General features: G+C 66.2%; 14 protein-coding genes. 6 read left to right on the forward strand and 8 right to left on the reverse strand.

The annotated features are described in order from the left end of the window. Positions 1-22 precede the first annotated feature (22 nt). Positions 23-784: an SIR2 family NAD-dependent protein deacylase gene (locus J0W34_RS01950; RefSeq protein WP_230970479.1), complete on the forward strand. Its 762-nt coding sequence runs from the start codon at positions 23-25 to the stop codon at positions 782-784. Here J0W34_RS01950 and J0W34_RS01955 read toward each other — a convergent pair. From J0W34_RS01955 to J0W34_RS01965, 3 genes are read right to left on the reverse strand one after another with little or no spacing between them, the layout of a single operon-like run. Further along, positions 781-1896: a hypothetical protein gene (locus J0W34_RS01955; RefSeq protein WP_230970480.1), complete on the reverse strand. Its 1116-nt coding sequence runs from the start codon at positions 1894-1896 to the stop codon at positions 781-783. The genes J0W34_RS01950 and J0W34_RS01955 overlap by 4 nt on opposite strands. Continuing rightward, positions 1893-2474 carry a sigma-70 family RNA polymerase sigma factor gene (locus tag J0W34_RS01960; RefSeq protein WP_230970481.1) on the reverse strand — a complete coding sequence of 194 codons (582 nt, stop codon included), beginning with the start codon at positions 2472-2474 and terminating at the stop codon, positions 1893-1895. The genes J0W34_RS01955 and J0W34_RS01960 overlap by 4 nt, the downstream gene beginning before the upstream one ends. Then, positions 2471-4186: a vWA domain-containing protein gene (locus tag J0W34_RS01965; protein ID WP_230970482.1), complete on the reverse strand. Its 1716-nt coding sequence runs from the start codon at positions 4184-4186 to the stop codon at positions 2471-2473. Before J0W34_RS01965 ends, J0W34_RS01960 begins: the two co-directional genes overlap by 4 nt. 268 nt (positions 4187-4454) lie before the next feature. On the opposite strand from J0W34_RS01965, the gene J0W34_RS01970 reads away from it, so the two are divergent. From J0W34_RS01970 to J0W34_RS01990, 5 genes are read left to right on the forward strand one after another with little or no spacing between them, the layout of a single operon-like run. Next, on the forward strand, positions 4455-5771 hold the full coding sequence (locus J0W34_RS01970; protein WP_230970483.1) for an NAD(P)/FAD-dependent oxidoreductase: 1317 nt from the start codon (positions 4455-4457) through the stop codon (positions 5769-5771). Beyond that, the gene (locus tag J0W34_RS01975; RefSeq protein ID WP_230970484.1) at positions 5771-6754 is read left to right on the forward strand and encodes a chorismate transformation enzyme, FkbO/Hyg5 family; all 984 of its coding nucleotides are present in this window, start codon (positions 5771-5773) and stop codon (positions 6752-6754) included. The genes J0W34_RS01970 and J0W34_RS01975 overlap by 1 nt, the downstream gene beginning before the upstream one ends. Further along, positions 6751-7581, forward strand: coding sequence for a MipA/OmpV family protein (locus J0W34_RS01980; RefSeq protein ID WP_230970485.1), 831 nt, complete (start codon positions 6751-6753; stop codon positions 7579-7581). The genes J0W34_RS01975 and J0W34_RS01980 overlap by 4 nt, the downstream gene beginning before the upstream one ends. Positions 7582-7603: 22 nt before the next feature. Further along, on the forward strand, positions 7604-8374 hold the full coding sequence (locus tag J0W34_RS01985; protein WP_230970486.1) for a lysophospholipid acyltransferase family protein: 771 nt from the start codon (positions 7604-7606) through the stop codon (positions 8372-8374). Positions 8375-8385: 11 nt separating this feature from the next. Further along, complete coding sequence (locus J0W34_RS01990) at positions 8386-9153, forward strand: glycosyltransferase family 2 protein (protein ID WP_230970487.1); 768 nt, start codon at positions 8386-8388, stop codon at positions 9151-9153. On the opposite strand, the gene J0W34_RS01995 is transcribed toward J0W34_RS01990, so the two are convergent. Genes J0W34_RS01995 through J0W34_RS02015 form a run of 5 tightly spaced genes read right to left on the reverse strand, consistent with a single transcriptional unit; the run spans position 9112 to position 13015 of the window. Further along, on the reverse strand, positions 9112-9819 hold the full coding sequence (locus J0W34_RS01995) for a phosphatase PAP2 family protein (protein WP_230970488.1): 708 nt from the start codon (positions 9817-9819) through the stop codon (positions 9112-9114). The two genes, J0W34_RS01990 and J0W34_RS01995, sit on opposite strands and share 42 nt — an antisense overlap. Before the next feature lie 7 nt (positions 9820-9826). Next, the gene (gene fabG / locus J0W34_RS02000; protein WP_230970489.1) at positions 9827-10549 is read right to left on the reverse strand and encodes a 3-oxoacyl-ACP reductase FabG; all 723 of its coding nucleotides are present in this window, start codon (positions 10547-10549) and stop codon (positions 9827-9829) included. Next, positions 10546-11013, reverse strand: a complete 468-nt coding sequence (locus tag J0W34_RS02005) for a 3-hydroxylacyl-ACP dehydratase (RefSeq protein ID WP_230970490.1) — start codon at positions 11011-11013, stop codon at positions 10546-10548. The genes fabG and J0W34_RS02005 overlap by 4 nt, the downstream gene beginning before the upstream one ends. Further along, positions 11010-11825, reverse strand: coding sequence for a beta-ketoacyl synthase chain length factor (locus tag J0W34_RS02010; protein ID WP_230970491.1), 816 nt, complete (start codon positions 11823-11825; stop codon positions 11010-11012). Before J0W34_RS02010 ends, J0W34_RS02005 begins: the two co-directional genes overlap by 4 nt. After that, a complete protein-coding gene (locus J0W34_RS02015) occupies positions 11822-13015 on the reverse strand; it encodes a beta-ketoacyl-[acyl-carrier-protein] synthase family protein (RefSeq protein ID WP_230970492.1) in 1194 nt (397 codons plus the stop codon). Before J0W34_RS02015 ends, J0W34_RS02010 begins: the two co-directional genes overlap by 4 nt. Positions 13016-13062 lie beyond the last annotated feature (47 nt).

Raw genomic sequence — 13062 nt, forward strand, 5'->3', positions numbered from 1 at the left:
CTTCGAGGGATGAGACGACACCTTGGTTGAGTCTGCGCAGATCGATGCAGTTGCGGCCCTGATCGGCGCGGCGCAGCGCATCCTCTTCATCACCGGCGCCGGCATTTCGGCCGACTCCGGTCTGCCCACCTACCGGGGCATCGGTGGCCTTTACGAAGAAGCCCTCACTGATCACGGTATTCCCATCGAGCAGGCGCTGTCGGGCACCATGATGGCGCAGCGACCGGACATTACCTGGCAATACCTGGCGCAGATCGAGGCCACCTGCCGTGGCGCCGAACCCAACGAAGCACACTGGGTGCTGGCGCGCCTGGTGGCCGAGCGGCCGGCGTCGATGGTGCTCACCCAGAATGTCGATGGCTTTCATCGCGCCGTGGGCACCCCCGGGCTGGTCGAGATTCACGGCAATCTGCATCAGCTGGTGTGCACCGAATGTGGCCGTGGGCGACGAGTGCCGGATTTCGTGGGGCTGCAGTTTCCGCCGGCATGTCCGACCTGCCACGGTGTCATGCGTCCTGACGTGGTGCTGTTCGGCGAGTCCCTGCCGATCGAGGCCACCATGAAGCTTGAGCACATGCTCGAGTCGGGCCCCGAGCTGGTGGTCACGGTCGGCACCAGCAGCGCCTTTCCCTATATTGCGGGGCCGGTGATATGGGCGGCGGAGGAAGGTATTCCGACCGTCGAGATCAACCCGGGCGACACCCCTGTCAGCGGTTTCGTGACCCATCATCTGAGGATGGGGGCAGCCGATGCCCTGAGCGCCATCGAGGCGCGCTTGCGCTAGTCGCCGACGCGGCGGATGCGCAGGCTGCCGGTCGGTCGGTCTGCGGTGTCGATGCGGACCGTATCCGAACGTCCGTCACCTTCGAGCAGCGACATCACTTCAAGACGCTTGTGCTCCGCGGCGGTGGCGTCGTCGGGGTGCACGATCCACAACCAGGCCTGAGGCGGCTGCGTCTGCATTCGCTGCGCAATGGCGGTGCCGGGGGTCGCCAGCGGCAGGTCCCAGATCGGCAGGGGCGCCGGCGCGCGTGCGGCAGCCATGGGTTCTGCGGCCGGCGTCGGGCTCGCCATGTCGGCCATGGGCGTGTCGTCCAAATCCGCCACGGCGCGATCCTCCGAGGCCTGGGGCGCGGCGAGCCAGTGTTCTTCCGACGCGCTGTTGCTCAATGACTCCGTCGGCGCGGTTTCGCGTTTGGTCGGTACGGCGGCTTTGCGCTCCGCTATCGACTTCTGTTTTAGCTGTGCCGACGGTGGCGTCTCGTGAGTCTCGCGTTCCCGTCGGGGTGCAGTGGCCACCTGCGCCTGATCGATGGGCGCCGCGGCGGCAGCGGGCTCTGGCGGTCGGGCGTCGGCTTCTGGCATGGGGGCGGCAGGTTTTGCGGCGATCCGCTCGGCGACCTGTTCTGCCGATTCCAGGCGAACGGCTGCGTGCTCCATGGTCGGTGCGGTCGGATCTGTCCAGATCTTGAGTGCGACGCTGGCGGCGATTGCCGCGGCGGCGGCCAGGCCGAAGCCGTTGAACCAGCGTTTCCTGCTGGCACGCTGCTGCGTGCGTCTCGGCGCCGCGCGCCGGTCGGCCTGTTCGGCAAGCCACCGAGCTGTCTGTGGCGAGACCGCCGCGCCCAGGGCGGTGGAGGCCTCGGTGCCCGCCGCGATCTGGTCGAGCAGGGCATCGCGTCGGGGTGCCTGCGCGGCATCGAGGCGAGCGGCTTCGGCGAGCACGGCCGCCTCAATCGATGACGGCGGGGCGAAGCTCAGGCCGGATTGTGCGGTGTCGACCACCGACAGCACGCGTTCGAACATCCCCGCGGGGGGATCGAATCTCGGTTGCGACGCGATCAGCGCTGCCAGGGTCCCCTGGCCGGACACGAAGCGATCAAAGGCCTGGCTCATCCGGGCGGCTCCAACTGATCGCGCAACTGGCGGAAGGCGTAGCGCAGGCGACTCTTGATGGTCTCGAAACCGACGCCCACGGTGGTGGCGATGTCCTCAAGCGACATGTCGGCGAAAAACCGCAAGGCGACGGCCTCGCGCTGAGGGGCGGGCAGGCCCATGAGCGCGGCACGCACCCGGCCGCTATCCTGGGCCAGGCGCAGGGCGGCTTCCGGACTGAGATCTTCGTCTTCGGCCTCGGGGGCGGTGTCTTCAGGCTGGGTGCGCTGATGCCAGGCACTGCCACGGGCGTCGAGCCAGAGGTTGCGCGCGATCTGGAACAGGAAGGTGCGAAACGCCGCACTGGGCGTGTAGTCGCCGCACCGGGACAGCACACGGATCCAGGTGCTCTGGGCGATGTCTTCGGCTTCCTTCAGGTCGCCCTGGCTGAGCCATGCGATGAAGTTGAACAAGGCCTTGTTGTGCCGGGCGAACAGTTCGGCTGCCGGCTCACGCACGACGCCCTGCGCCACGAGCAGCATGAGCTCCTCGTCGGGCAGGGCGGACAGGTCGTCGTTCGTGCGTGGCGTGTCGGTCATTCCAGTCGGGCTTGGGCTTCCGGTCGGTTGGGTGTCAGGGCGCTGGCCAGATCCATCAGGCGGACCGCTTCGCCACGATAGCCGAAACGGTCCGCGCCGAGGGCCCCGGCGGCCAGCGCGCGGGCATCGGACAGCTGCCATTGTCCCGTGTATTTGCCGCCGCGCAAGAGCTGGCCGAAACCGGCGATGGCGGTGGCGAAGCGGAAGTCGTCGCTGGTGGCGGCCATGGGGCGCGTGCTGTCGCGCTGGACGATACGCTCGATCAGCGTGCTGGTGTCCGAGCCGGGGGCCTTGTAGCGCAGACGCACCTGAGCCAGTTCATTGGCCTTGTGCTGGTCGGGGCCCGGGTCGGAGCCGTAGCGTAGCGGCGTGATCAGGCCCGGCGCCTCGACGGGCGTGAGTTCGTAGATGGCCGTCACCGTGTGGCCGGCGCCGATCTCGCCGGCATCGACCTTGTCATTGTTGAAATCCTCGCGTGCCAGCTGGCGGTTTTCGTATCCGATCAGGCGGTATTCGCGGATCACGGCTGGGTTGAATTCCACCTGGATTTTCACATCCTTGGCAATGGTGGCCAGGGTGGAGGTCATCTCGTTGACCAGCACCTTGTGGCCCTCCATGAGCGTGTCGATGTACGAGTACGCGCCGTCGCCCGCGTCGGCAATCTGCTCCATGAGCTGTTCGTTGTAGTTCCCGGTGCCGAAGCCCAGGGTCGAGAGCGAGACACCGCTCTTGCGCTCGCGCTCCACCATTTGCTTGAGCTGGTCGAAGTTGGTCACGCCCACGTTGAAGTCACCGTCCGTCGACAGCAGGATGCGGTTGATACCGCCGTCGATGAAGCCCTCGCGGGCGGTGCGATAGGCCAGTTCGATGCCGGTCGCGCCAGCGGTGCTGCCGCCCGAACTCAGGTTGTCGATGGCAGCCATGATCTTGTGGTGTTCGTTGCCCGGAGTGGAAGGCAGCACGATGCCGGCCTGGCCGGCGTAGGTGACCAGGGCAATGCGATCCTGCGGCCGCAGTTGCCTGACCAGCAGCTTGAGCGAAGACTTGAGCAGCGGGAGCTTGTCCGCGCTGCCCATGGAGCCGGAGACGTCCACCAGGAAGACGAGGTTGGCCGGGGGCAGGCTGTCCTTGGCGACATCCTTGCCCTTGATGGCGACGCGCATCAGCAGGTTGTTGCCATTCCACGGTGTGCGGGCCAGTTCGGTGCCGACCGAGAACGGGTGGTCACTCCGGTCGGCCTGGTAGTCGTAAGGAAAGTAGTTGATGAATTCCTCGACGCGCACGGCATCGACCGGCGGCAGGCGGCCGCTGTTGATGAAGCGGCGGGTGTTCGACCATGCACCGGTGTCCACGTCGATGCTGAAGGTGGAGACCGGCTCCTGGGCGGCCAGCTTCACCGGGTTTTCGTCCAGCGACTGATAGCGCTCGCGGTCAGCCGGCTCGGGCATCACCACCATCGGGGAGGCCGGTTTGGTCATCGGCTGCGCGATTGCCTCTGCCGAGCGCATGGGGGCGGCATTCAGCGCCCGGTGTTTTTGAAGCGCGGGCTCGGGGAGGGTGTCGACCAGTTGCGCATCGTGCTCCATTCTGGATTCGTGGGCGACTTCCGGCACAGGTGGCACGGTGCGGCCCGTCGCCTCCGATGGGGTGTTCTGTGAGGTGGAGCAGGCCCCGAGCGAGATGGCGGCGGCAATGAGGGTGAGGCGTCGCATGATGATTCGTCCTTGTTGTGTGACTCTGCAGGTGTAACGATCGAGCGCTCGGGACGGGGTTAAACAGTGGTGTATCAAAATGTAAGCATCGGTGGGCGCCACTTGGCCGGCCTGCCTTATCGTCGGCACAGGCCCGAAAATGCTTACGAATTCGGCGGAAGGGCAGGATTTGAGCACCAGGGCGGTGCGATATACTTCGTGCCGTAACGCGGGCGCCGGGGGCGCCCGGCGTATGACAGCGACAACGATTTCAGACAGGGTGCAGCGAATGACCGAAGGGTTCGATTGTGACGTGCTGGTGATTGGCGGAGGGCCGGCCGGGTCGACCGTGGCGACCTTGCTGGCCGAGCAGGGTCATGCCGTGACGGTGCTGGAGAAGGCCCATCACCCCCGCTTTCATATCGGCGAATCGCTGCTGCCGGCCAACATGCCGTTGTTCGAGCGCCTTGGGGTCGCGGACCAGATCCGCGAGATCGGCATGATGAAGCCGGGGGCCGAGTTCGTCTCGCCCTGGCATGACCACACCCAGACCTTCCATTTCGCCGATGCCTGGGACAAGTCGATGCCCTACGCCTACCAGGTCAAGCGTGCGGATTTCGATCATGTGCTCATCCGCAACGCCGAGCGCAAGGGGGCCGAGGTCATCGAAGGCTGCCGGGTGCGCGATGTGGACTTCCTGCCCGACAACGGAGGCGCCGAGGTGTCGGCCGAGCACGATGACGGGCGCACGCAGCAGTGGCGTGCGCGCTTCGTGGTCGACGCCTCGGGGCGTGATACCTTCATGGCCAACAAGTTCAAGGCCAAGCACCGTAACCCCGACCACAACAGTTCGGCCATCTATGCGCATTTCGCGGGCGCGAAGCGCAACCAGGGTGAGGCGGAAGGCAACATCACCATCTTCTGGTTCGATCACGGCTGGTTCTGGTTCATTCCCCTGCGCGACGGCGTGACCAGCATCGGCGCGACCGTGTGGCCGTATTACCTCAAGCAGCGCAAGGGCTCGCTGGAGGCCTTCTTCAAGGACACCATCGCCATGAGTCCTGCGCTGGCCGAGCGCCTCGCGGGCGCCACCATGGTGACCCCGGTCGAGGCCACGGGGAATTTTGCCTATTCGGCAGACCATACCCATGGCGCCAACTATCTCCTGCTCGGCGATGCCTACGCGTTCATCGACCCGGTCTTTTCCTCCGGCGTGATGCTGGCCATGCAAAGCGGTGTGGTCGGTGCCGAGACCATCGATACCTGCCTGCGCGAGCCGGGCAAGGCGGCGCGGGCGCTGGTACGCTTCGACAAGATCATGCGCCGCGGTCCGAAGGAGTTTTCCTGGTTCATCTATCGGATTACGTCGCCCAACATGCGCGAACTGTTCATGCAGCCGCGCAACCTGTTGCGCATGCAGGAGGCGCTGCTCTCCCTGCTGGCCGGTGACATCTTCGGCAAGACGCCAATCTGGCCGTCCCTGTATGCGTTCAAGGCACTGTATTTCACCATGGGCCTGTTCCGGCTGCCGCGCACCATCGCCGCCTGGCGACGTCGTCGGCAGAACATCCGGCCCATGGAAGGCTTGAGTTTCGAAGACCGGTGATGGGGGTTCGGCTATACCACGACCTGAGTGCAGGCGAGCGGCGGGTGCCGCGCGGCACGCACGTCCTCGGCGGCGTGGCTTATGGTGATGTGGCCGCGAGCGGTGAAGCGCCGGTACTGACAGTGGACGCACCGGTGCTGGCGGGCGCGAGTGGCGCCACAAGCCTGTTGCTGACCGATCGACCGGGGCGCTGCGGCAACCACGGACCCGTGCGCTATTGTGCGACGGACGAGCTGGTGTTCGGCGTGGTGCGACTGCATGACGGTGCGCTGGAGGCGGCAACCGCGCGTGCCTACGGCGCGGTGTTCGAGGCGCTGGATGCGCTGGGCTATCCGACACTGCTGCGTGCCTGGAACTACATGGCGCAGATCAATGAGGTCGCCGACGGGGTGGAGCGCTACCGCCAGTTCAATGCCGGCCGGCAGGCGGCGTTTGCCGCTTCGGGCCGACCGCGTTCCGGACGCGTGCCCGCCGCATGCGCGCTGGGCACGCGCGCCGGCCCGTTGAGCGTCGCCTTCCTGGCGGGCGTGACGCCATTCGTGCCGGTCGAGAATCCGCGTCAGGTGAGCGCCTACCACTATCCCCCCGAGTACGGTGATCTGAGCCCCACGTTTTCGCGTGCCGGGCTGGCGCGCGTGGGCGGCGTCGACGCCCTGTTCGTGTCCGGAACGGCGGCCATCGTGGGGCACGCCTCCTTGCACGCGAACGATATCGACGCCCAGACGCGCGAGACGCTGGCCAACCTCGAGGCCGTGGTCGACGCCGCCGGTGCCTATCCGGGGGGTGTTCGCCACCGGCTCGAACACATGGATTTCACCGTGTATGTCCGCCATGCCGAAGATGCGGGGCGGGTCATGGCGCTGCTGCGGGCGCACGTGGGTGAAGCGGCGCGAGCCATCTGTGTGCAGGCCGACGTCTGTCGTGCCGAATTGCTCGTCGAGATCGAAGCGGTCGGGGGGCTGCCCCGGGGGACAGAGACATGAAGCGGATTCAGTATGGGTTCGCCGCCGTGCTGCTGGCAGGATCGGCCGCAGCCGGCGCAGCGGATGCTCCCTTGTGGGAAGTGGGGCTCGGGGTCGGGGCGGTCAGCTTTCCCGACTATCGGGGCAGTGACCGCCAGCGTGTGCATGCGGTGCCGGTGCCTTACGTGGTGTATCGCGGTGAGTTCCTCAAGGCCGACCGTGAGGGCGTGAGAGGCGTGTTCTTCGACTCGGATCGGGTCGAGATCAATGTCTCGCTGGGCGCTTCCGTACCGGTGGACAGCGACGGCAACGACGCCCGCCGGGGGATGCCCGATCTGGACCCCACGGTGGAGATCGGGCCGTCGGTCGATGTGACGCTGTGGCGTAGCGCGGGTCAACGCGCGAAGCTGGATCTGCGCCTGCCGCTGCGATGGGCCACGACCGTGAGCGGCGAGTTCCGCGACGTGGGCATGGTGTTTTCGCCACGGATCAATCTCGATGTGCGCGATCCGTTCGGCTACAGCGGATGGAATCTGGGGCTGCTGACCGGCCCCATCTATGCCGACGAACGCAATCACGCCTATTTCTACGATGTTGCGCCTCGGTATGCCACGGCGACCCGACCAGCCTACGAGGCCGATGGCGGCTACAGCGGCACGCAGTTCATCGGCGCCCTGTCCAAGCGCTATCCGGGATACTGGGTGGGGGCGTTCGTGCGCTACGACACCTTGTCCGGGGCGGCCTTCGAAGACAGCCCGCTGGTGAAGCGCGACAACGCCTGGGCCGCCGGTTTCGGCATTGCCTGGATGCTGGGCCAGTCCTCGCAGCGAGTGCCGATTGACGACTGAACGCCCTGGCGCGAGCGCGCACATGCCGGATTCCCTGTGGGCGACACTGCGCGAACGTATGCGTTTTCACCTTGGCCTCGCCTTTCTGGGGCTGGCCTGCGGCGTATGGTTCCCCCTGGCGAGTGTGCTTCACTTGCTGCTGCCGGCGCGCGTCGGCCAACGCGTTGGCCGCCGGGCAATCCGCTTCGGGTTCGATCGTTACCTTCGCTGGCTGTCCTGGATCGGCGCCTGCCATTTCGATCTGGCCGCCATCGACGTGCTGGCGAACGAGAGACCGCTCATTCTGGTGGCCAACCATCCGTGCCTGCTCGATGCGCCGATGATTCTTTCGCGACTGACCGATGTGGCCTGTGTCATGAAGACCAGCCTCATGCACAACCCGATGTTCGGTGGCGCGGCCCGGCTGGCGCGCTATGTACGCAACGAACCGCCAGTCGGCATGATCCTGTGTGCCGTCGACAATCTGCGCGCGGGGAGCCACCTGCTGCTGTTCCCCGAAGCGACCCGAACCGTCCGTGCGCCGCTCAACGCCTTTACCCCCTCGACGGCCCTGATTGCCCAGCGCGCGGGGGTGCCGGTGCAGACGCTCATCATCGAGACGGACTCGGCCTTTCTGAGCAAGGGCTGGTGGGTGTTTCGCCAGCCGTCAATGCCGATCCACTATCGGGTGCGACTCGGTGAGCGCTTCGAGCCGACGGCCGACGTCAATGCGTTCACACAGCGCCTGGAGGCGTATTTCACCGAGGCACTGGCCCGCGCCGACATGCCGCCTCCGGTGCCGCCGAAACCTTGAGCATGTCCTTCATGACGCTATCTCCCGCAACCTCCGCCACCCATCTTGTTCTGATCCCCAGCTACAACCCGGGCGAACTGGTGTTCGAGACTGTCAGCCGTGCGCGTGAGCGCTGGTCGCCGGTCTGGGTGGTGGTCGATGGCAGTACGGATGGCACGGCCGAGCGTCTCGAGGCGATGGCCGAGCATGATCCGGGCTTGCGGGTGCTGCGGCTACCGGTCAATTCCGGCAAGGGCGCGGCGGTGCTCCATGCACTCGACGCCGCCGATCAGGCGGGTTTCACCCACGTGCTGACCATGGATTCCGATGGCCAGCACCCGGCCCATCTGATCCCGGCGTTCATGGAGGCCTCGCAGCAGCGGCCCGATGCGATGATTCTTGGCCGGCCGGTTTTCGATGCCAGTGCGCCGCTGCTTCGGGTCCGCGGTCGCAAGGTGTCGAACTGGTGGGCGAATCTTGAGACCCTGTGGTCGGGCATCGGCGACTCGCTCTATGGTTTTCGGGTCTATCCGGTGGCCCCGCTGCGGCAGATCATGCACGGTCAGCGCTGGATGCGACGTTTCGACTTCGACCCCGAAGCCGTGGTGCGACTGGCCTGGGCCGGCGTAGCCCCGATCAATCTGTCCGCGCCGGTCCGTTATCTGAACGAGGACGAGGGCGGCGTCTCGCACTTCAATTACTGGCGCGACAACAAGCTGCTGACCTGGATGCACACGCGACTGTTTCTGGGCTTTCTGTTACGCCTGCCGCGTCTGTTGGCCGATCGTTTCCTGCGCTAGGGCCCGCATCCGCTTCTGGTGTCCGCGCAGCGCCGGCCACGCAAACGCCAGGCCGAGGGCAACGCCACCGACCACGTCGATGAACACGTGCTGTTTCACCGCCAGCGTGGCGTAGATGATCGAACCGCACCACAGGCCATTGAACAGGCGCAGCCACGTTGGTGCGCTCACCTCGCACAGCAGACGATGTAGCCATAGGCCCGAGAACAGGGCGGTGGCCACATGCATGGACGGGCAGGCATTGCCCGCAGCGTCGATGCCCTTGAGCAATCCCATTTCGGGGGAGGCGCTCCAGTCGATCAGATCCGGTGGAATGGTGGTCGGCCAGAGCACGAAAAGGGCCAGGCCACTCACACACAGCAATCCCACCCACACCCCGTATGCGTCCAGCGCCTTGCGATCGGCGATCAGCGCCGGCGGGATCGAGACATACACCCACAGCGACAGGTACGCCGGAAGCCACAGGCTGGAAAAACCGATGGCACGGTCGACCGCCGTCAGTGACAGCACGGTGACCTCGGCAAACGGATTTTCAAGAATCCAGAAGTACGCCACAAAGAAGGTGGTGATGAAGGCCGTCGTCCCAAAGGCCTTGATGAAGGCGTGCTGACGGGTGCGATCGAACAGTTGCGCGGTCCAGGCGCGCGCCGGGCGTGAAGCGCTCATGCGGGGCTCAGATCATCCCGCCATTGACGGAAATGATCTGGCCGGTGATGTAGCTCGATTGCTCCGATGCGAGGAAGGCCACCAGGTTGGCCACTTCGTCCGGCCGGCCGGCGCGCTTCATGGGCACCAGTTGGGCAATGGCCTCCCGGGTGAAGCTGCCTTCACTCATGTCGGTCTCGATCACACCCGGGGCGACCGCGTTGACGGTGATGCTGCGGCTGGCCAGTTCCAGCGACAGGGCGCGGGTGGCCGAGTGCAGGGCACCCTTGGCGGCCGCATAGTTGGTCTGTCCGCGATTGCCGGCAATGGCCGCGACCGAGGTGATGTTGATGATGCGGCCCCAGCGGGTGCGGATCATGGGCATGGTCAGCGGCTGGGTGACGTTGAAAAAGCCATTGAGGTTCACATCGATCACCCGTGACCACTGCTCGCCGGACATGCCGGGGAAGACGGCATCGTCGTGAATGCCCGCGTTGTTGACCAGCACCTGAACCGGGCCATGCTCCAGCACGGCGTCGAGTGCGATCCGGGTGGCCTGCGCATCAGCCACGTCGAAGGTCACGACCTCGGCACTTCCGCCCTGTTGTTCGATCGCATCGGCCAGCGCCTGCGCACGTGTCGTATTGCGGTTGGCATGAATGATCACATGCAGGCCGTCGGCGGCAAGGCGTTGGCAGATGGCCGCGCCGATGCCGCCACTGCCCCCGGTCACCAGCGCGCGTCGGCTCACGGGGTGGCCTCCGGACTGCCGGGCAGTTCCGGGCTGATGATCACGGCGGCGCGGCCATCGAGCAACGCCCGGCCTTCGGCGCTCACACTGAAACGGTAGAGAATCGTCGTGTCGTTGCCGGACAGGCGGGTGGCTTCAACCTCCAGCGGTGCATCGATGGTGTCGAGCCGGTCGGTATGCAGCTGAACGCCGCGGACGCTGGCCAGGAAGCCGACGCTGGGCGTGGTGGCCGGCGGCTGGAGGATGGCGCCATGGACCGCCATGGCCTGGGCTGCATACTCGACGCCCACTGCGGCGCCGAGGCGGCCGGCGTTGCGCAGTGGATTGTCGTCGCTGCGGTGGCTGGTGGCCCGGCAACGGATCGAGGCCTCGTCATGGGAGACCACGCCGTCGAGCAGACACATGCTGCCTGCATGGGGGATGCGCGCGGCGATCCAGTCGCGGTCGAATTCGTAGGACGTCATGTGGTCGGGTCGATGTCGATGGTCAGATGTGCGCCCGGCAGAAGTTCCAGCACACAGCGTTGATGTCCCTTCCCGCCGATGGCGCGTGCCACGCCGCTCAACAGCGGCAGCAGTCGTGCCGTGGGGATGCCCTGGCGCAAGTGTTCAAGCTCGGCATCATGCATCGGGGTGACGTGCTCGTCGCTCAGGGCGACGCGGACATTGGCCAGGGCATCGTCGACGGCGGACGTGGTCAGCAGCAGGCCGACGCCCATGGCATCCATGATGGGACGCGCCTGACCCAGTGGCGCCGGGTAGGGCGCGTCGTAGCAGATCATCAGCACCGATTGGCAGTCGCCCGTCGCCAGTTGTGCCATGGCTTCGAGCAGACCGGCGCCTGCGCTGCCGTCGTAGGCGGAGACGATGGTCGACGGTGCTTGCGCACCGGTGGCGATGCCCCAGTACCCGGAGGCCGCGTTGTTGACGGAATTGTGGAAACGCGTGGGCGAAATCAGCCGGTCGTCCGAGGCCAGGGTTTCGCAGATGGTGTGGCAATTGTCGCCGTCGCCACCCGACGAGACGAAGACCGTGGTCAGCGAAGCCGGGTTGGCGCCTGCATGCCCACAGGTCTGAAGCCCGGTGGCGATGGCCAGTTTCACCACTTTGCCGACCCGACGCCGCTCTGCCGGCGGCAGCGAGGCCGGCACCGGAATGATCGTGTGCGTGTGGATGCTGCTGGGCGCGCCGGTCAGTTGCAGGCGCAGCTCGTCCCAGTCGTTGAAACCCGGTCCGATGGCGCCGATGGCGCGCAGCGATGCGCTCAGCGTGCTCATGCCACCTCCTGACCGAAAACGAGGCTGGCATTGGTGCCGCCGAAGCCGAAGGAGTTTGACAGGACGTGGTGCACCGAGCGGTGCTCGACCTGATGCTGAAGCCGGATGTGGATGCCGGGGTCTGGCGTGTCGAGGCCGACATTGGCCGGCACCAGTCCGTCGGTGAGCGCAAGTGCGCAAATGACCGCTTCGAGCCCGCCCGCTGCACCCAGCGTGTGTCCCGTGGCGCCTTTGGTGGAGCTGGCGGCGACGCGGTCGCCGAACAGGGCCTCGACGGCCTTGCCTTCGGCCGCGTCATTGCTGGGTGTTCCGGTGCCGTGCAGGTTGATGTAATCGATCTGGTCGGCGCTCAGGCCGGCGCGTTCAAGTGCGCCGGCCATGGCCTGGCGCGCACCACGCCCCTCGGGATGGGGTGAGGACATGTGGTGCGCGTCGCTCGATTCGCCATAGCCCAGCAAGCGGACAGGCCCGCCACCGGCAAGGGGGGCGCGGCTGAGCAAGGCGAACGCGGCCGCTTCGCCAATCGAGATGCCCTTGCGCGCCACGTCGAAGGGGCGGCAGGCCTCGGGCGCCGTCAATTCAAGCGAATTGAAACCGTACAGGGTGGTCAGACACAGTGAATCGACACCCCCGACGACGGCCGCATCGATAAGCCCCAATTGCAACATGCGGGCTGCAGCGGCGAAGACCTTGGCGCTTGACGAACATGCGGACGAGACGACGAACGCCGGGCCGTGCAGCCCGGCCGCGGTGCGCACGAACTCGGCCACGGAAAACACGTTGTGCGAGCCACGGTAGTTGTAACTCAGGGGAAGCTTGCCGTTATGCGCGTCGCGCTCGCGATAGGCCAGCTCGGTGTCGAGGATGCCGGAGGTGCTGGTGCCCAGGAAGACGCCGACGCGCTGTTCGCCATGGGTCTGTGCGGCGAGGCGAATGGCATCGAAAAAACCGTCCTGTTGCAGGCCCAGCCAGGCCAGCCGGTTGTTGCGACAATCGAAATGCCGCAGATCGGCCGGGAGTGCAACGGCATCGACATCCGGGACTTCGCCGATCCAGGTGTCCAGATCGACGGTTTCGAACGCACACGGCGTCAGGCCGCCACGGCCGCCGGCCAGGGCTGCGCGCATGGCGCTCAGGCCGGTGCCGATGCAACTGGTGGCGGTGTAATGACTCAGGGAGATGGGCTTCAATTGCGCACGCCGGTTGAGGTTTGGACCATTCTAGCAAAGGGACGGGC

It is taken from the genome of Nitrogeniibacter aestuarii (assembly GCF_017309585.1).
Taxonomy (GTDB): domain Bacteria; phylum Pseudomonadota; class Gammaproteobacteria; order Burkholderiales; family Rhodocyclaceae; genus Nitrogeniibacter; species Nitrogeniibacter aestuarii.